This is a genomic window from Limnothrix sp. PR1529, assembly GCF_002742025.1.
Taxonomy (GTDB): Bacteria; Cyanobacteriota; Cyanobacteriia; order CACIAM-69d; family CACIAM-69d; genus CACIAM-69d.
The window spans coordinates 86,891-105,537 of record NZ_LIRO01000045.1 but is presented as its reverse complement, the minus strand read 5'-3'; the positions used below and the strand labels follow the sequence as shown (position 1 = coordinate 105,537).

General features: G+C 54.4%; 16 protein-coding genes. 9 read left to right on the top strand and 7 right to left on the bottom strand.

Going from position 1 to position 18,647, the window contains the following annotated elements; all coding sequences use genetic code 11:
• Nucleotides 1-1,764 (bottom strand): CHAT domain-containing protein (locus tag AMR42_RS07680; protein ID WP_158234396.1); only part of this gene is annotated, 1,764 nt, incomplete at its 3' end.
• Nucleotides 1,765-1,982: 218 nt separating this feature from the next.
• Here AMR42_RS07680 and AMR42_RS07675 point away from each other — a divergent pair.
• Both AMR42_RS07675 and AMR42_RS07670 read left to right on the top strand, forming a co-directional pair.
• Nucleotides 1,983-2,399 carry an element excision factor XisH family protein gene (locus AMR42_RS07675; RefSeq protein ID WP_099532865.1) on the top strand — a complete coding sequence of 139 codons (417 nt, stop codon included), beginning with the start codon at nucleotides 1,983-1,985 and terminating at the stop codon, nucleotides 2,397-2,399.
• On the top strand, nucleotides 2,387-2,746 hold the full coding sequence (locus AMR42_RS07670; RefSeq protein ID WP_099532864.1) for a XisI protein: 360 nt from the start codon (nucleotides 2,387-2,389) through the stop codon (nucleotides 2,744-2,746). Before AMR42_RS07675 ends, AMR42_RS07670 begins: the two co-directional genes overlap by 13 nt.
• A gap of 88 nt (nucleotides 2,747-2,834) precedes the next feature.
• Here the strand turns inward: AMR42_RS07670 and AMR42_RS07665 are convergent, their stop codons facing one another.
• Complete coding sequence (locus tag AMR42_RS07665; RefSeq protein WP_199858117.1) at nucleotides 2,835-3,395, bottom strand: hypothetical protein; 561 nt, start codon at nucleotides 3,393-3,395, stop codon at nucleotides 2,835-2,837.
• Here AMR42_RS07665 and AMR42_RS07660 point away from each other — a divergent pair.
• Nucleotides 3,366-5,306 carry an ABC-F family ATP-binding cassette domain-containing protein gene (locus AMR42_RS07660; RefSeq protein ID WP_099532862.1) on the top strand — a complete coding sequence of 647 codons (1,941 nt, stop codon included), beginning with the start codon at nucleotides 3,366-3,368 and terminating at the stop codon, nucleotides 5,304-5,306. The two genes, AMR42_RS07665 and AMR42_RS07660, sit on opposite strands and share 30 nt — an antisense overlap.
• Nucleotides 5,307-5,335: 29 nt before the next feature.
• Here the strand turns inward: AMR42_RS07660 and AMR42_RS07655 are convergent, their stop codons facing one another.
• Complete coding sequence (locus AMR42_RS07655) at nucleotides 5,336-7,855, bottom strand: NACHT domain-containing protein (RefSeq protein ID WP_099532861.1); 2,520 nt, start codon at nucleotides 7,853-7,855, stop codon at nucleotides 5,336-5,338.
• Nucleotides 7,856-8,219: 364 nt separating this feature from the next.
• Here AMR42_RS07655 and glcD point away from each other — a divergent pair, with 364 nt between their 5' ends.
• Nucleotides 8,220-9,707, top strand: coding sequence for a glycolate oxidase subunit GlcD (gene glcD, locus AMR42_RS07650; protein WP_099532860.1), 1,488 nt, complete (start codon nucleotides 8,220-8,222; stop codon nucleotides 9,705-9,707).
• A 113-nt stretch (nucleotides 9,708-9,820) separates the two neighbouring features.
• Here glcD and AMR42_RS07645 read toward each other — a convergent pair whose 3' ends face one another.
• Nucleotides 9,821-11,122, bottom strand: a complete 1,302-nt coding sequence (locus AMR42_RS07645) for an HhoA/HhoB/HtrA family serine endopeptidase (protein WP_199309156.1) — start codon at nucleotides 11,120-11,122, stop codon at nucleotides 9,821-9,823.
• Nucleotides 11,123-11,335: 213 nt separating this feature from the next.
• On the opposite strand from AMR42_RS07645, the gene nrtS reads away from it, so the two are divergent.
• Entirely contained in the window at nucleotides 11,336-11,698 is a 363-nt protein-coding gene (gene nrtS / locus AMR42_RS07640; protein ID WP_143472977.1) for a nitrate/nitrite transporter NrtS, read from the top strand.
• On the opposite strand, the gene AMR42_RS07635 is transcribed toward nrtS, so the two are convergent.
• The gene (locus AMR42_RS07635) at nucleotides 11,695-12,072 is read right to left on the bottom strand and encodes a phasin family protein (RefSeq protein WP_099532858.1); all 378 of its coding nucleotides are present in this window, start codon (nucleotides 12,070-12,072) and stop codon (nucleotides 11,695-11,697) included. The genes nrtS and AMR42_RS07635 overlap by 4 nt on opposite strands.
• Before the next feature lie 598 nt (nucleotides 12,073-12,670).
• Between AMR42_RS07635 and glmU the strand changes: the two genes are divergently transcribed.
• From glmU to AMR42_RS07610, 4 genes are all read left to right on the top strand, one after another.
• Nucleotides 12,671-14,026, top strand: coding sequence for a bifunctional UDP-N-acetylglucosamine diphosphorylase/glucosamine-1-phosphate N-acetyltransferase GlmU (gene glmU, locus AMR42_RS07625; RefSeq protein WP_099532873.1), 1,356 nt, complete (start codon nucleotides 12,671-12,673; stop codon nucleotides 14,024-14,026).
• Nucleotides 14,027-14,101: 75 nt separating this feature from the next.
• A complete protein-coding gene (locus AMR42_RS21095) occupies nucleotides 14,102-14,284 on the top strand; it encodes a hypothetical protein (protein WP_099532856.1) in 183 nt (60 codons plus the stop codon).
• A 177-nt stretch (nucleotides 14,285-14,461) separates the two neighbouring features.
• The gene (locus AMR42_RS07615; RefSeq protein ID WP_099532855.1) at nucleotides 14,462-14,680 is read left to right on the top strand and encodes a hypothetical protein; all 219 of its coding nucleotides are present in this window, start codon (nucleotides 14,462-14,464) and stop codon (nucleotides 14,678-14,680) included.
• 462 nt (nucleotides 14,681-15,142) lie between these two features.
• Entirely contained in the window at nucleotides 15,143-15,280 is a 138-nt protein-coding gene (locus AMR42_RS07610; protein ID WP_099532854.1) for a photosystem II reaction center protein K, read from the top strand.
• 520 nt (nucleotides 15,281-15,800) lie between these two features.
• Here AMR42_RS07610 and AMR42_RS07605 read toward each other — a convergent pair.
• Both AMR42_RS07605 and AMR42_RS07600 read right to left on the bottom strand, forming a co-directional pair.
• Entirely contained in the window at nucleotides 15,801-16,223 is a 423-nt protein-coding gene (locus AMR42_RS07605) for a hypothetical protein (protein WP_099532853.1), read from the bottom strand.
• A gap of 898 nt (nucleotides 16,224-17,121) precedes the next feature.
• On the bottom strand, nucleotides 17,122-18,492 hold the full coding sequence (locus tag AMR42_RS07600; protein ID WP_099532852.1) for a DUF4912 domain-containing protein: 1,371 nt from the start codon (nucleotides 18,490-18,492) through the stop codon (nucleotides 17,122-17,124).
• Nucleotides 18,493-18,647: the final 155 nt, after the last annotated feature.

Below are 18,647 nucleotides of genomic sequence, written 5' to 3'. Positions count from 1 at the left end.
AATCAGGGTTTTGCCCCCCACCAGCCCGCGCAACCATTGGGCCAAGGCCCGCTGCTCCGACTCCGGCAGACAGTTGGGAATCGACAGGGCCGCCGCCGTCACCGATTCCAAATTGTCCAAAATCAAGGCATAGCGGCGCGATCGCAACAGTTGGGTCAGCTTGGCCAACCGCGCCGCCAAGGGCCATGACTGGAACTGCAACCACCCCTCGGGATCGAGTTGCTGAAAAAGGCTGGCGGCGATTTCCTCCAGGCTGTGGGCCCGCTCGTCATAGCCAAAATAGAACGATCGCTCAATCAGCCCCGTCCGCTGCCACCAGTCCCGCAAGTAGCGCAGCAGGGTGGTTTTGCCCGTGCCGCCCATCCCCTGCAACAACAGGGCGTTGCGCTCCGGCTGTAACAACCGCCGCTCCAGTTCCAAAATGTCCGTGTCCCGTCCCACAAAGCCATAGGTCGGTGGCTCAAAGCGATCGCGCTCCGCCTCCGCCGTCCACCGGGCCGCCTCTTCATCGGCAGTCAGGGGCCGCAAATTCAAATTCACCGTGCCGCCGCTGTAGACCACCGGCAACAGCCAATCCTCCAGCTCGATCGGCATGTTGAACCGGCCGGGACGGGTTTTGGTTTGCCACAGCTCCCGCCGCCCCAACCGAATCGCCTCCATCACCGGCTGCTCCGTAAACAACGCCTGATAGAACCGCGTCATCATCAGTTCCGCCGCCCGCACCATCACCGAATAGCGCATAGCCACGATCGCCTGCATCCCCGCCTCCAGCAACTTGGCCCCCAGGCTGGTTTCCGCCGCCGGCCCCTCGCCGTCGCTGATCTGCTTGGCGGACTGGCAAGCATTCAAAATGCAAAGGGGAATTTGCCGCGTTTGCAGCAGGTCTGCCACTTCCGCCGCTTCCACCAAAATCGACTGGCCGGCCGCTTCCCCTTCAAAGCTCAAAAACGCCCGATAGCCCTCATATTCGGGTAAATCCCCCAAACCATAGCCGCGCCGAAAGGTTTGGCCGCTGGCTTGGGCGGGGCGATCGAGCAGTTTGCTGGCTTGGTTGTATGTCAGCACCGACCCATGCAGATCGAAGTGAACGGCGTGATAGAAACCGGGGCCGACGGCTTGCAAGTGGCGTTCGAGCGCTTCCCAAGTGCCGGGCCGCAACAGCGCCACCTTCACGGGCAACTGAGCATTGGCGATCGCCTCCACCAGGGGCCGGGAAATCGTCCGGTAGTTCACATCCCGACTCCAGCCGGGCCGCGCCGTCACCACCAACAAATTCAGCCACCCGGACGGCTGCACCCGGGCCGGATTGGCAACCGATCGCTTCGGATCGCGCCGCACGATCGGGGTCATCAGTGACAGCGGTTCCGACAACTCCGGATCGCGCAGGGCTTCCCAATGCCACCCCTGAAATTCCGGCGAGCCGAGGATTTCGATCGTCACCGCGCCCCCCTCAAAGCAGTGCGATCGCCTCAGTTCCCGATAGTCCGCGTAGGCATCGGGGTTCGCTTTCAGCAGTTGCTCGAACAGCTCTTGACCGTATTGAGCGATCGCCGCCCGAGCGCGATCGGCCCGCTCCCGATCGAGTGTCGGGAACTGATACCACTCCTCAAAGAAAAATTCCAGATCCGCTTCTTCGTCGTTCTGAAAAGGGTTCCGCAACGTGACGGGATAGGCGCGGCCGGTGTTGAGATCCTGGGCGATCGTGACTTCAGCGGTGAATCCATCAACGGTGGCGGCAGTTTCGCGGATCTGAATAGTCGGCATAGGTGGGGCGATCGGGCCAGCAACTCCGCCCATCCTAACAACCTCACCAAGGCACTAGCCGATCGTGAGGGGCAAGATCGGTAGGTTGGGTTGAGGCACGAGACCCAACACAATCAATACGCTATTTTCTGAAACTAATCGATCGTATGGTCTAGATCTTGCGTTGGGTTTCGCGAGGCTCAACCCAACCTACTCGACTACTCAACTAAAATAGGGTCATGCCTGCTAAAGATCTCTATCACCAAACTGTTTGCAATGCCCTAATTGATGATGGCTGGACGATTACGGATGATCCCTTGATTCTAAAAATTGGTGCGCGATCGGTGTTTGTCGATTTGGGTGCAGAACGTCTGATTGCGGCTGAACGCGGTTCCGAAAAGATTGCGATCGAGATTAAAAGCTTTCTCAGCGCCTCTCTTGTCAGCGATCTCGAAAATGCCTGGGGACAGTTTTTTATGTATGCTCGCGCTCTAGAGAAACGCGAACCCGATCGGATTCTGTATTTGGCCGTGACTCAAGAAACTTTTAATACGATTTTTCAAGAGCCGATCGGTCAACTTTTATTAGAAGAACCGGGTTTTCATTTGGTTGTTTTTGATGCAAAAACGGAGAAAATTGCAGAATGGAAGCCTTAGAAGTCAAGACAGCTCCTAAACTCGATCAATGGCGATCGCTCCTAGAAAAAATCCTTAGTGATTATGCCAAGTTGCCCTATCGCTATGGAGATGTGACGACCTATTTGGTGGTTGACCAAGATCGCAATCATTTCCTGCTCATGCAAGAAGGCTGGGAAGAGAATCGACGAGTGCATGGCTGCCTAGTTCATGCCGAAATTCGGAACCAAAAAATCTGGATTCACTACGATGGCATTGAAGGCGGAATTGCCAATGAGCTAACAGAGTTGGGAGTTCCGAAAGATCACATCGTCTTGGCTTTCCATGCTCCCACCGTTCGGCAATATACGGGCTACGCGATCGATTAATTCCAGCAAGAATTAGCGGTGGCCGCGTTGGGTTTCGCACTGCTCAACCCAACCTACTTGACCTATTGGTGGTGAAGAAATAGACCGGCTATGATTCAGGTTTGGGTTCGGTGTACTCACAAAAAACATTCAGACCGATCTTGAGCAAATACAACACCACAATTGTGGAAATCGCTGGGTCGATCGGTAAGCCCGCCGCTGTGGTCACTGACACAATTAAGCCCGTTAACAGGGGCGCGCTGCCGGGATTTTTGGTGTATTCCTGAAACTGGGCGCGCACACCTTCATTGCCGCAGAGTTCTTTTCGCAAGACTTTTAAAAGGGTTTCCCACAGTTTTTGACCGCGCCCAAAGGTGCTAGGGGTTTCTAACTGATTCCAGAGGGTTTCAACGGCGCTGATCAGGTCGCCATCGTGTTGATCGAGGGCATCGATCGCCCGCAGACCGGGGCCATATTCGGCCAGCAGGGTTTGGTAGTCTTGGCGCTCGGCGGGGCTGAGGGTCGCGGTCATGGGGCTAGTCGGTGTCGGGGCAATGGGTCGATCGTAGCAAAGGTCGTGGGGGCGATCGCGGCGGGCCGTGGAATCATAGACAGTAGTGTTTAGCCCCTGCCCGATCGCATGAGTCTGCTGTCTCTGAAGAATGCCCACAAGGATTTTGGAATCAAAGAAATTCTGCGGGATGGAACCTTTAGCATTGAGCCGACGGACAAAATTGGCTTGATTGGCACCAATGGTTCGGGCAAGTCCACGCTGCTGAAGATGCTGGCGGGGCTGGAACCGATCGACCGGGGCGATCGACTGGTGAACCCCAACTATCGGCTGGTCTATTTGCCCCAGGATCCACCGCTAGACCCCGATCGCACGGTGCTGGAGCAGGTGTTTGCCGACAGTGGCGAGCAAATGGCGCTGGTGCGGGAATACGAGGACTTGTCCCACCGGCTGGGCCACACTACGGGGCCGGAGTTGGATTTGGTGATGGCGCAGTTGGCCAGCCTGGGCGACAAGATGGCGGCGGCGGGCGCTTGGGAATTGGAAACCCAAGCAAAAATTGTGCTGTCCCAGTTAGGAATCGAGGATTTCGAAGCGAAGGTGGGGACGCTTTCCGGGGGCTATCGGAAGCGAATTGCGTTGGCGGCGGCGTTGTTGGCCCAGCCGGATTTGTTGTTAATGGATGAGCCAACAAACCATCTAGACGCGGACTCGGTGAACTGGTTGCAAGATTATTTGCGCCAACAGTTTCGCGGGGCGTTGTTGTTGGTGACGCACGATCGCTACTTTCTCGATCGGGTGACGAATCGGATCTTGGAACTCGATCGCGGTGATCTGTTCAGCTATGCCGGTAATTATGGCTATTACCTAGAGAAAAAGGCAGAAGCGGAAACGGCAGAAAATAGCCGCCAGCGGAAATTTCAAGGGGTATTGCGGCGGGAGCTGGAGTGGCTGAAGAAGGGGCCAAAGGCTCGCAGTACCAAGCAGAAGGCGCGGATTGATCGGATCCAAGATATGCGCGAAACGGAATTCAAAGCCAGTTCGGGCAAGGTGGAAATTGCCACGGCGGGCCGGCGGATCGGTAAGAAGGTGATCGAGCTGGAGAATTTGACCTATGAAGTGGGCGATCGGGTCTTGATTCGCGATTTCACCTATCAATTTTTGCCGGACGATCGCGTGGGAATCATCGGCGGTAATGGGGTGGGTAAATCAACGCTGATGAACCTGATCATGGGCAAGTTGGAACCCACAGCGGGCCAGGTCGATCGGGGCAGCACGATCCAAATTGGCTATTTTGATCAGCACTCCGATGACTTGTCTGATAAGGGTGATATGCGAGTGCTGAATTACCTGAAGGAAACGGCGGAACTGGTGAAGACCGCCGACGGGCAAATCATCACCGCCTCGCAAATGTTGGAGCGGTTTCTGTTTCCGCCCGATCAACAATATGCGCCGATCAGCAAACTTTCGGGCGGCGAACGGCGGCGCTTATTCCTGTTGAAGGTGTTGCTGGAAGCGCCGAATGTGCTGATTTTGGATGAGCCGACCAACGATGTGGATGTTCAGACCTTGGCGGTGTTGGAAGAATATTTGGAGGAGTTTAATGGCTGCGTGATTGTGGTGTCGCACGATCGCTATTTTCTCGATCGCACCGTTGAGAAAATCTTTGCCTTTGAGCAAGCCGGTCAGATTCGCCAATATCCCGGTAACTATTCGGTGTATTTGGATTTGCGATCGCCCGATGTGTCTAGCGATGCCCCCGAGAAAAACGGGCGATCGGCTGAGAAGAAGGCTAGTGCTGCAAACACGCCAGAGCTGGATCAAAGTAGTGCGCCTAAGGGGCGATCGCGCAAATTGTCCTACAAAGAAAAGCGTGAACTGGAACATTTGGAAACCCATTTACCCCAGTGGGAAGAGGAAAAAGCGACCATTGAAAAGCGCCTCTATGAAAATCCCCCCAGTGGCTACAGCGAGGTCGAGAAATTATCGCAAAAGCTGGCAGATCTCAGTCACCAAATTGATCAAGGAACCGAGCGTTGGCTTGAATTATCTGAGCTAGCCGAATCCTAGGGTTTAAAACTTTCGGGCTGATCGCTGCTTTACGGCTCGATCGGCCCGAAGCGATCGAACGGGTAGATCCGAAACAGCATTTTGGCTTGGATGTCTTCGGGAGCGAGCAAGATATAGTCAACGCGATTATCAATTTGCCGAATCGCCAAGTAGCGATCGCCTGGTAATCGTTTGGGCTGCAAGTCTTTGGCAAATTTCAGCGCGGAATAGCGATCGCCATAGGCAACATCATTGACCAGCAATTTGCCTTGCTTCACGGCAATTGTTTCGCCCGGAAGCCCAATGATTTGAGCAGTGTCATACCTATAAAAAAAACGATTCTTCTGATCTAAGGATCGCATCCAGGCACGAACCAAGTCGCTTCGCTTTTTGGATTGAAATCTATAAAAGATTTGATCTTGCCAAATCACATCCTGTGGCTGAATTAGAAAGTAATTGTTTTGGCTGAGACTTAACTCAAGGCTCGATGCGCTGACTCCAAGGAGTGACAGACCAACTGTGGCAATTAGTGCAGTTTGCCATCGAGGACGAGTAGGCATTTCCACAATGGGCTGACGAGGGAAGGGGTGAGCAATGCGTTCTCGAAGCAGGTCATGGTAGAAGCGAAATTGACCACCGGAGCGCTTTAGCAACTGCAAGTCATCGGCCACAAAAACCAGAAACTCTCCATAGTTGCGGGGAATGGCCTGTTGACGCTCCAGCAGCCAGCGCAAGCAACCATGTTGCACTAATACATAGCCATCAGCAATGTAAAAACCAAACAATGCAGCCAATCCGGTAGCAAAAATCAGACCAGCAGCCAAGCCAAAATTGGTGTTATCAAGGTTCAGGTTAGAGAGATCAAGCGCAGAACTGGTATACCTAGACCAAATCAAAGAAAACCACAGCACTAGGCAACCGGGCCAAGATATGAATCCCAGGATGAGGGCGCTACGGATGCCTTGAATCATTCCCTCATTAGGGCGAGTGCGGCGACGCACTCGACCCCCTCTCAGCCCCAAAATCAGCCCAAAAATCAGCCCAACAATCAGCCCAAAAATCAGCCCAACAATCAGCCCAACAATCAGCCCAACAATCAGCCCAACAATCAGCCCATAAATCAGCCCTTGCCTCAAAGCAGATCGAATATTTTGAGGAGAAAGGTCAATGCTTTCGGTTGGCTGAATTGCGTCCGATTCAAAAATCAGCCCAAAAATCAGGCGATATCGGCGCATACTGCGCCGATCACCCAATAAGTCCGGCTGTATATATTCGATCAAAAATTCTGTTTGGTTGCGATCGCGCATCGATCGCGCCAACCATTCCAAATAACGGCGCGTATCGGCTGGCTTGTATTTGGGATGAGCAACGCTATGCAACTTCGCCTCAAAATAATCATCCAGCAGGCGATCTCGACAATCGAGATAATGGGTTTCTAAATCATGTGAATTTCGTGGCAGTTCCAGTTGCCATTTCCCCGGCTGGTCATAAGCCGCCACCATCAAATCCAACAACAACGGCGACTCCGCCAACTTCCGAAACCCAGCGCGATCTTGCTGGATTTCTGCCCACAAAAAATCCCGCTCACAGTCATGCAAATGGGCGCGAATGGTTGCCTCATCCAACGGCTGCAACTCAATCCGCTTGTTGAGCCGCTCCTCCAGGGTCACGTTCTCCGCCGCCACCACCGCTTCATACTCTGCTCGCCGACAGCAGACCACCACCCCCGCCAACTTCAGCGACTGCGACACCCACTCATTAATCGCCACCATCGCCGCGCCCTGGCGATCCTTTAGCTCATCCAACCCATCCAACAGCGGCAGCAGTTGCCCAGTGGCCAGCCAGTCCGCCACCTGCGCGGCCGGCAGCGGCCGATAGCGTTCCGCCACCTCCGCCACAACCCAATCGGTCAGCGACTCGCCCGCCCGCCAAGCCGACAACTCCAAAATCACCGGAATCGGTTCCCGATCGTCCTCGATCGCCCGTTGCACCAATCGATTCGCCAACGCCACCAGCAGCGTGGTTTTGCCCGCCCCCGGCTCCCCCAAAATCAACACCTGCCGCTGGGCTTCATCAAACGCTGTGAGCAAGTCATTCAGTCCTGATAGTGATCGCTCCTGCCCCAATCCCAACAACTTGTAGACCAAGGGCCTTGATCGCGGCGGCTCCAAAGGCACAGGGGCAGCCGAGTTCCCTAATACCGAGTCCCTTTCCCTCTGGCCATATTCCTCCCTCAGCACCCCCAACAACTCCGATCGGCGATCGTGCGCCGTGACGACAGCCTTGGGCCCCCGAAAGAAAATCGCCAGCGTCGCTACACCGACGATCGCACCCCCGATCGTCAAAGCTTGGCAGAGCTGCGAATTCGGTTGCTCTTGCGACAACAACACGCCAGCCAAGAGGGCAGGAATTCCGTTCAGAATCGCCATGCCAATCACGGCCAACTTGCGACGCATCGCCGCCGATGGATCAAACTGGGCCGGCAAAATCAGCCCCGTGTTGATCCCCAACAACAACGTCACTGCCGCCAACCACCATTTCTCGGGCGAGAGAATCGATCCAAAATCCATCACAAGCCCCACATCGCCCCGCGCGCCACACTTGCGAGAATTCTAGCCCGATCGCTTCAGAGTCGCACCTAACGTGATTGCCTGGATGATCCAATCGATACCAAGCAAGCTCAAATAAAATCAACAAATTGAAGCAAGTCAATCAACTAAAATCAAATGGCAAATTAATAATTGCAATACTTTATAGTAATAGGCTCCTGATTTTTCTTGACTGCTGATGATGTAAATACTTTGATTCTATAAATAGTCTGCCTCCGACTTTTGAATAGCAGCCATCTTCTTACCTAAAACCAATTAAAATTCAGCAGTCCAAAATTGTTATAGTAAGCAGAGATTTGCTGCCGTTTTGGAAAGATCACCAACCATGGTTTTTGCACCGTCGCTATCGGCTACTCGCCCCGATTGGGAGGCGATCGCCCGGGAATTTGTGAACGCCTTGGGCGATCGGGCTGTGATTCGCCGCAAAGATGAACTGCTGACCTACGAATGCGACGGGTTAACCAGCTATCGCCATCGGCCGGCGCTGGTGGTGTTGCCGCGCACCACGGAGCAGGTGGCGGCGGCGGTCAAGCTTTGCAACCGGTTTCGCGTGCCTTTTGTGGCGCGGGGGGCGGGCACGGGCCTCTCCGGCGGCGCACTCCCGATCGAAGATTCGGTGCTGATTGTCACGGCGCTGATGAAACAAATCCTGAAGGTGGATTTGGACAATCAACGGGTGGTGGTGCAACCGGGGGTGATTAACAATTGGGTGACGCAGGCGGTGAGCGGTGCAGGATTTTATTATGCGCCCGATCCATCGAGTCAAATTATCTGCTCGATCGGGGGAAATGTAGCAGAAAATTCCGGCGGGGTTCACTGCCTCAAATATGGCGTAACCACCAACCATGTTTTGGGTCTGAAATTGGTGTTGCCCGATGGGGAAATTGTGGAAGTGGGCAGCGCCGTTCCAGAAATGCCCGGTTACGATTTGACGGGGATCTTTGTCGGTTCCGAAGGCACGTTAGGCATTGCCACAGAAGTGACCTTACGAATTTTGAAAACCGCCGATGAAATTGCTGTTTTGCTAGCGGATTTCACCAGTATGGACGCGGCGGCCAAGAGTGTGGCTGACATCATTGCCGCCAAGATTATTCCTGGTGGCATGGAAATCATGGATAACCTCAGTATCAATGCGGTGGAGGATGTGGCCAAAACCAATTGCTATCCCCGAGATGCGGAGGCGATTCTATTGGTTGAGTTAGACGGTTTGGCGGTGGAAGTGGAAGCCAATACCGATCGCGTGGCCCAAATTTGTCGGGAGAATGGGGCGCGAAATATTGCGATCGCCACAGATCCCCAAGAACGCTTAAAACTCTGGAAAGGTCGTAAGTCCGCCTTTGCCGCTGCTGGCCATGTCAGCCCCGATTACTATGTGCAGGATGGTGTAGTACCGCGCGGCAAATTGGTTTGGATTTTGCAAGAAATTGCCAAACTGAGTGAGGAATACGGCTATAAAGTTGCCAACGTATTCCATGCGGGTGATGGCAATTTGCACCCATTGGTTTTATACGATAAGTCTGTGCCGGGACAACTGGAAGCGGTGGAGGAAATGGGCGGCGAAATCCTCAAGCGCTGTGTGCAAGCGGGCGGCACAATCTCCGGCGAGCATGGCATTGGTGCTGAGAAGCGCTGTTATATGCCCGATATGTTTTCGGCGGCGGATCTGGAGACGATGCAATGGCTACGATCGGCCTTTGATCCCTTGCGCTTAGCCAATCCCGACAAGGTATTTCCCACACCAAAAACCTGTGGGGAAGCGGCGAATGCTCAGGCTCCAGCGCAGCGATTGGTTGAGGGAGTCGATCGCTTCTAAATACCCATCTCTAAAGAGCCATCCGGCCGGGAATCCATGAGCGGGGCAGAGATGGGGCGATCGAGCAATCTTGAATCAAGAACTCGATCGCCCGTTATCCCACCGCTTGCTCATCACTCATTGGCGCGATCGGGACTCATGACCTGGGGTTTCACCTGCAATGACAGGTTTTGACCGTTGCGATTGATGGCAAAGGTGAGAGGACGGGTTATGCCCGTGGCTTCCACCATTTGCTGCACTTCGCTGGGATCTTCCACCACCTTGCCATCAATCTGAAACACCGTGTCTCCGGGGCGCAAACCCGCCTCCGCAGCGGGCGATCGGGGCATCACTTGCACAATCAGCACCCCCGCATCCAGTTCGATTTTGGCGTTGCTGTTCGGGTCTTCGTTGATCTGCTGCTTCAGTTCGGGCGTGAGCTTCACCATCCGCACCCCCACGAAGGCGTGATCTGCCCGGCCCTTGGCCACCAGTTGCTCGGCAATTTGGCGGGCCCGATTGATCGGAATCGCAAAGCCAATCCCCTGGGCCCCTCGGATGATGGCTGTGTTCATGCCAATCACGGCTCCCCGCTCATCGATCAGCGGGCCGCCGGAGTTACCGGGGTTAATGGCTGCGTCGGTTTGGATGAAGTTCACCCGCTTGTCCGGTACGCCGACCTGATTGCTCGATCGCCCGGTGGCGCTAATAATTCCGGTGGTGACTGTGTTGTCCAGCCCCAGGGGGTTCCCGATCGCGATCGCCCATTGTCCCGGTTGCAACTGGTCAGAGTTGCCCAAGTTGACCGTCGGTAAATCCTTCGCGTTGATTTGCACCACCGCCACATCCGTCAGCGAATCCGCCCCAACCACCTTGCCGTCAAACTTGCGCCCATCCTTCAAGGTCACGGTCACCGAAGTGGCTCCCTCCACCACGTGGGCATTGGTGAAAATTTTGCCGTCATTGGTCACCAGAAAGCCCGAACCGGAGCCACGGGTTTCTCGCTCCTGGGGGGCGGGCCCTTCTTCTCCAAAGAAGCGACGGAAAAAGGGATTGCTAAATTCACCGGGAATTTCGTTCCGAACGGTGCGGGCGGAGTCAATGCGCACCACGGCTGGCCCCACGCGATTGACCACGGTGGTGACGAAGTTGCCAGGGTTGTTGGCATTGGCGGCAGATCCCAACGGCAGCGACACCGGCACGGAACTGGTGTTGGGCAGGGAGGCCGGCTCGCCCCCATTGGCTAAGATTCCCCAAGCATTAGGCGACACCATCCGCACCCCTGCCAAAGCCGCCCCCGCCCCAAACAGGATTAGGGAAACGTAGAGCAGGGCCTTCGATCCGCCGCCGGAACGATTGGGGGGATTTTGAAATTGCACCCGATCGGGGCGATCGTTGGGAGATGTCATGGCAGCTTTCGGCAGTCGAAACGTCATCGGGCTGTGTCCTTATCCATTCTGGCCTGTTTGACCCCAATCTAGTCAGCTTGTTTGACGGGGTTATGGTACAGACATGACGCGGTGATGACGCTTGCGCGGCAAATGGTTCATGCTAAGCCAGCGGAGAGCCACGTTTAGGCCATGATAACGAGGGGATTGCTGGATCTTGCTGTCCAGATCTCCTACTTTGGGTTCTTATCCGCTGACGTTATGGCTCCTTTGGTATCTCCCCCGCAACCTGAACCATCCGCCCATTCTCGATCGCCCCGCTTGAGTCCACCCCAGGCTCCCGCTTCCCCCAAGCTGCCCGCCAGCGGGCCCGATTGGTGGCTGTTGGCCCGCCAGCGCTCCGTAGTGCAGCGGGCCCTGCGTACCTCGCTGTTGGTGGGCACGATCTTGGTGGGCATTAATCACGGCGATGCTCTGCTGCGGCGCGACTGTCCGCCCGATCGCCTCGCCAAAATTGGGCTAACTTACATGGTTCCCTATTTGGTGGCCACCTTTGCTTCCGTTTCCACCCTGCGGGAATTGGGGCGATCGCCCATGGCCGATCGCGAGGAAAACGGTAACTAGGATCCCGCCTGATCCCGCAGTCGTCGCAATTCCGCCTGGAGCCGTTCCACTTCTTGGCGCATGGCATCCAGATTGGCCCCACCATTGGCCGGATCTGCGCTCACTTCCGCGTCCAAAATTTCAATGCGGCGCGGCTCTTGGCCGGCGGATGGCTCGCGGCTGGGGGCGCTGTCTTGGGATTGTTGAATCAGGGCTTCCACGGCGCGGCGAGCTTCTTCGGTGGACATCTCGCCTCTTGCCACCATCTCATCGGCCAGTTGTTGCAGTTTGCTGGGCAAGTCGGTGAAGGTTTCACTGGCCTTTTCACCGGCATAGCTGGCAAGGCCAACACCCAAATACAGGGCTTTTTGCACCAAGTTACCGAAGTCAGGCATGTTGCTTGCTCCTGAGAAAACGGGTCGATCGAACGGATGGGCAAAATCGAGCGGCGGCCGGAGCCAAAGCCCAAGGGCCCAGCACCGGGGCAAACCCGCCAAGGATTCGCATCCAGCCTAGCGCGGGAGTTCCCCGATCGCGCCGTTCTTTCCAGCGAATTTCGGGTAAATTCAGGGCAAATCAACGGCTATGGTGTTGTCGAGATTGGGCAAGCGGCAACGGTTGTCTGGCTTGCTGTCTGGCTTGTTGTCTGGCTCATCGATAGATCACGATCAATCACCTATAGGATCATCAGGATCATCTTCACCCATAAATCATCCATCGATACTGGTATCGATACGGGTAGAGAGATACTTGTAGAGCGTTGTTGAACACGATCGATTCCTGGTCAAAATTGCCAGGGATGGCCAAAACGCTTGTTCGCCCGGTGGTTTTGCGGCTGAATGGGCGATCGTCTGCCCTGTTTGCTCTGGTCACTGGCTCCGCTTTCTGGCCCGGTTTGCTTGAGCAATTTGCTGGCGAAATGGCTTGTTTTTGCTGCTTGTTTTCGCTGTTTTCTTCTGTTGCTCTTTCTTGTTGTTTTTTGAGGAAATTCCTGTGGTTGCCGTTGCGATTCTTGCGGCCGGTAAAGGCACGCGCATGAAATCTGATTTACCCAAGGTGTTACATGAATTGGGGAGCAAAAGCGCGATCGCCCGAGTCTTGGATAGCCTGTCTCAATTATCGGTCGATCGATGCCTGACCATTGTTGGCCATCGAGCAGACTTAGTGCGATCGCACTTAGCCGCCTGGCCGCAAATGGAATTTGTGGAACAACAGGAGCAACGAGGAACCGGCCACGCCGTTCAACAATTACTCGCTCCTTTAGCGGACTATGAAGGTGATTTGCTGGTGCTGAATGGGGATGTGCCCCTCTTGCGCCCAGAAACCCTAGCCAACCTTCTGAAAGTTCATCAAACTCATCAAAATGCTGCCACCATCCTGACAGCACAACTGGCGAATCCTCAGGGATACGGTCGCGTTTTTTGTGATCAGAATTTGATTGTCCAAGAAATTATCGAAGACCGAGATTGCAGCCCCGAGCAACGCCAAAATTGCCGAATTAATGCCGGAATTTATTGTTTTCGCTGGTCGGCATTGGCGGCTTTTTTACCCCAGCTCAAAAATGACAATAGCCAAGGGGAATATTATTTAACCGACGCGATCGGGGCCTTGGATCCGGTCATGGCTTTGGATGTGGCCGATCCGGAGGAAATTTGGGGATTTAACGATCGGGTGCAACTGGCGGCGGCGGCCCAGGTGTTGCAACGACGCACCAAGGAGCAATGGATGCGATCGGGCGTGACCCTGATTGATCCCAGCAGCATCACGATCGACGATACGGTCACCATCGGCCCCGATGCGATCATTGAACCCCAAACCCATCTGCGCGGCCACAGCTCGATCGGAGCCGGAGCCAGAATCGGCCCCGGCTCACTGATTGAAAACGCCACGATCGGGGACGGCTGCCAAGTGCTCTATTCCGTGGTCACCGACAGCGAAATTGGCCCTAATAACCAAGTGGGGCCCTTTGCCCATGTGCGCGGCCATGCCAGCACGGGCCCTGATTGTCGCCTGGGGAACTTTGTGGAACTGAAAAATGCGCAATTGGGCAGCAACACCAAAGCCTCCCATCTGTCCTATTTGGGTGATGCCACCTTGGGCGATCGGGTCAACATCGGCGCAGGAACGATCACGGCGAACTACGACGGCGTGAACAAACACCGCACCGCGATCGGCGATCGCAGCAAAACCGGTGCCAACACAGTGCTGGTGGCTCCCGTCACCATTGGCCAAGACGTGACGATCGCCGCCGGTTCCACGGTCACCGAAGACGTGAGCGACGATGCCTTGGTGATTGCCCGATCGCGCCAAGTCGTCAAACCCGGTTGGCGCTTGCCCAGTGCCGACTAGGCTCGTATTCCAAATAGCTGTTGATGAACCTCTTCCCATCGGGCGCTATCGAACTGTTGCAGTTCCTAGCGCCCGATGTTTTTTCAGAATGATTTTCAGAGTGATTTAAGGAAAATTTTAGAAAAATCTGCCAAATTACCGACTCAGAATGGCTTTTTCTCTAAAAAATACCTGGAGCATCGCCATTTCGAGAGCAGCTTGGCGCAAGCCCTGTCGCTGACGGACTTGAAGAAGCTCAGTGACACAATGCACGCCTGATGACGATCTCGATCGCAGCGAGTAAAGATTTGTATCACAGAATACGGTCTATTGCGATCGCCTTGATCTTCCGCAATGATCACGCTTTCTTACTGGGGTGAATCACCTGGCCAGCGCACCCAAAGCGTCATATTAGAAACGTAGATTCGACTGCGAATGTCGATGCAGGGGTGAATTATGCAACCGCCCGTTCGACTATTGCCCTTTGCATTGTCCGAGTTATTTGCCCAAGTGACGGCGACCGGTCGCCTCACCCTCGCCGATCGCTACGGCTTGCTCGCAGCGCTCCTGGACGACTCGATCACGGAAGAGGAACGAGCCTCTATTGATCGTCTTTTGCGATCGATTCGTCGTGGGCGGGTGGAGATAGTGAACGATTTGTCCACACTGGTGTAGTGGGGTCAGCAGATTACAGGATTCAGTCCTGAAGGCTGCCTTGATCTCCTAAAACTCAGTTACAGCAATCGTTTCGGGTCGGCGGTCAACCCCTTTGGCCGCCATCCACCCAAGGGCAACAACTCCAACAATCGGGCTGAAGCATCACAATTCCCTCGCGATCGCGCCAGTCAAATCCACACCGCTTTTGCATCTCAGTGCGGTTTCTAGGCAACCCCTGAGATGCCTAAAGCCCTTAAAGCACACTCAGCACAGCTAAAGCGCCGTCCGACAGAGCCGGCGCTTTTTTCGTGTTTTTTCCGGTTTTTCCTGGCTCAGAATCGGATCCCGATCGGCCAGCGGTCAATTGTGGTGGACAGGCGGCGATCGTTGCAGCCCCAAAAGGGCGGGGCTGGAACCCCTGTTTTCTGATAAAATTTTCGGCAGCTTTTAATAAAATTCGTGTTGGAGAGGATACCCACAATGGAAGCCGCCTTGCTGTTGGCCAAGTTGCCCGAAGCTTACTCCGCCTTCTCGCCGTTGGTTGACGTTCTGCCGATTATCCCTTTGCTGTTCCTGGCGCTGGCCTTTGTGTGGCAAGCTGCTGTTGGTTTCCGCTAAAGCACGACACCTTTCGGCTAGGCCTAGGCTGAAAACCAGCCTGTTGAACCCCGTCCTCATCCAAAATTGTCCAAAAGCGTCCAATTCTGTCCCAGCCTCGCTGAGTTTCTCTAAGTTGCTCTGAGCTTAATGACCTGAGATTTCCTGTCTAGGTTGTGGCTCAACGACTGGACATTTGAGCGCGCGATCGGGAGCGATCGCCCACTGATTCAGCTCAGTTCAACGCAGCTTTCCTGAATTAGATCAACTCAGATTTTCATTATCTTCTGACCAAAAAGGCGTACGATCGTGCGCTTTTTTTGTGTCTGTCAAGATCCAAGTTAATTGCTCTGGAATTGCTCTGGAATCACTTTGGAATCGCGCTGGCAGGCTGAAGCTCTCACCACGAAAGTATCAAGCGGTGGTTTCTGATCCCTAGAGTCCGGCAGCCACAGGATTAAGCTAGGGCAAATTTCCAGGAAATCTTGCTAGGGAAAATAACTAGGAGAAACTTGCCCCCAAATCTTATCCTTCTCGGCTCTTATCCTTCTCGGCGCAGGTTGCGATATTGATAAAACACAAACGCATCAAATAAAACGCAAACAAAGCTACAGGCCAACCCAATGACCAACGTGCCTTGAATGGGGGAGCCATTACCAAAAACAGTTAAAAATAAAATGATGTGCTGCAATGTTGTGGCCGCAATCATATTCAAAACCGGCACGTAAACCCAAACCCCGATCGCCAGCAGCAAAATGCCCAAACCCGCCACGGGAATCAGAAAACCCAAGCTGGCGGCCAAAATTAAGGACTGCAATAGATCAATCAGCATTGTGTTTACGGAACTCAGGCGATCGCGCACCATTTGGCTATCAATGACCAATCCGGGACAACGCCCCGATCGCCCCCCGATCGCCCCCAAAACCTGTGCAATTTGTTGATACATTTCCACCCATCCTTGCATCGCCCCAATCCTCCCCGCTAAAACTTTCCCTGAGGCGATCGCTCCATAGTCTCAGCATTCACCCTGAAGCCGCATCACTGGTCTTGGCACACTTTCCAATCCAACACCAACTCCACTCAGCGATTGAAATCGGGGTTATTGGGCTGTTTGTTCCCTGACGATTGAGCTATGGCCGTGGGGCCGATCGCGTTTGTTGATTTTGTTGATGTTGATCCAGTTGATGTTGAGCCATCGGAGCGCTGGCTAAGGGTCTCCTGGGGTTGGAGCAGAATTTTCAGTCCGGTTTAAAAATGCACCCGATCGGGCAGTGAGTGATGAGGATGATTGCCTCGCTAGCTATGCCCCGTTGCTCTGCCCATCAATATACTTCCAGAATACGAATTGATTTTAGGGCTTTCCGTTGAAACACCGGTTTTGTCAAAAATCTTCAATATCAGACCTAATTAGACTCAAAAGGATGACGAATTATCAAATAATGATGTGAAAATACGATAAAAAATCATTACGCTTTTCCTGCTTTTGCATCATAGTTGACAATTGCCTTGTTTCCGTTTGCCTTGATTTGTTTCTAATCATGTTTCTAATCGTGTTTTGAGTCATGACTTTTGAGTCGTGACCATTGATCAGTGACGATTAATGAATGACTTTGTATGAATCATGCAGGGATTTTCTATAGATTCTTTATGGATTTTTAAATTTTTGTGAACAACTAATTTGGCAAACATCAGAAATCGCCCAAACCTGCAACGAGGTCATGGGCGATCCGAGGAACTAGAACGAGTTAATGGACGCGAGCAAGAACTCCAGCACCAAGTAACAACTGTTTAGAAACTGGTTGAATCAAAGAATGCAAACCAGCTCAAAACGGACATGAGATTGGCGCAAGATTAGCTTGCCCTTAAGACAGCCACTCTAACTTGGCTTCTTCCTTGCTGTTGGTGTTGCGGGCGGGCGTTTGGCGCTCGAACTTCATGTGAATCGATCGCGTCTGCTCGCCATCGGCCGCCACCGCCATGATTGGATAATCGATCATGCCGTCTTGGAAGGACATCTGGAAGCGGAATGTCCCATCGGGATTCAGTTTGATCGGTTGTCCGCCGATCGTCACCGTGGCATCGGGTTCCGTGGCTCCGTAAACAATCAGTTCCGCATCGGCCACCAGCCAGAATTGACGCGGGCGGATGGGCGGCATCGAAGCCCCAAACCCAATCCCGGACATCATCATGCCCACACCGGACATGCCCATTCCCGAGGCCGACAGGGCCCCCGGCAGACCCGGCGCACCCACTGCACCAGCCCACATGCCCACGCCCGAGGGGAAGACATAGGAGCTGATGGCTTGCTCGCCCAGGTGCTGGATCGAGCCTGCGGGAACGGAACCGGGCACATGCTGCATGGAACCAAAGAGGGAACCGGCCACACGCATGGCTTCGACTCCGGCGGCCATTCCAAACACCTGTTGGTAAATGGCGTTTTCGGCGGCTTGGGCGGCTTTTTGGGCGGGAGGAATCAGGGTGGCCACGGTGGTGCCGCGCAGATCCTGTTCCCAATCAACGGTTACAAATACGTCTTCGATCCAGTCGGAGGGATACACGGGCGGAATCCGAACCGGGGCCGATCGCGCCAGCACGAGCCACCGGCCGTCGCCGCAGCGGTAACCAATTTCGATCGCGTAGTCCCGATCGCTGATCGGAATGGGCAAGTACCATTCCCGAGCCAATTCATCGCAGGGGAACTCTTGAACCGTGTGGGCCCGTTGGACACTCAAGTCCAAATCGGTCACGTCATAAACCCGTAACGCAAGCTGAAGACCCCCTTGGGCCCGCAACTCAGCTTTGTGCTCGTTGGGAATGTCCCAATAGGTGTAGGCCCATTGGGGATCGCGAGGCAACAGAAGAATCCGACTTTCGCCATAGCCACCGGGCAGGTCGGGCAATCCTTCATCAACACCGGAGAGAGTTTCCGGATCCAAAATCAGCTCTTCGGAGAGGTCGGCGAGGTTGTTCGGTTGTCCGAGGTCGAATTTTGCAGCTTCCACAGCTTCTTGGGCCTCAATGGTACGAACGGGAATAACTTGGGCGATGGCTGGCGGGGCGGTGGGTGGCGTAGGGCTAGATGCCGGCAGACCAGCCGATTTGGTCTGAATGGAGGCCAAAAGCTGATCTTTCCGCATTCGGCTATAGCGCGAGATACCTAACTCGCTGGCAACACGGCGCAGTTGGCGCAGTGTCATTTCCTCTAGGGGTGGACGTTCTTTGGGCGCGCTCATCAACTCGAAAGCTCCTCAGCGTATAGGGCAGGCCATCAAAGGGCGATCGCACGTCAATAGCAGCAATGATGCCTTGGGCACGGTTTGGGATGGGCGATCCCAATCTCAGCTCTTGATGGCCGTTATCCTACTGAACTCGATCCCCACCCGTCGAG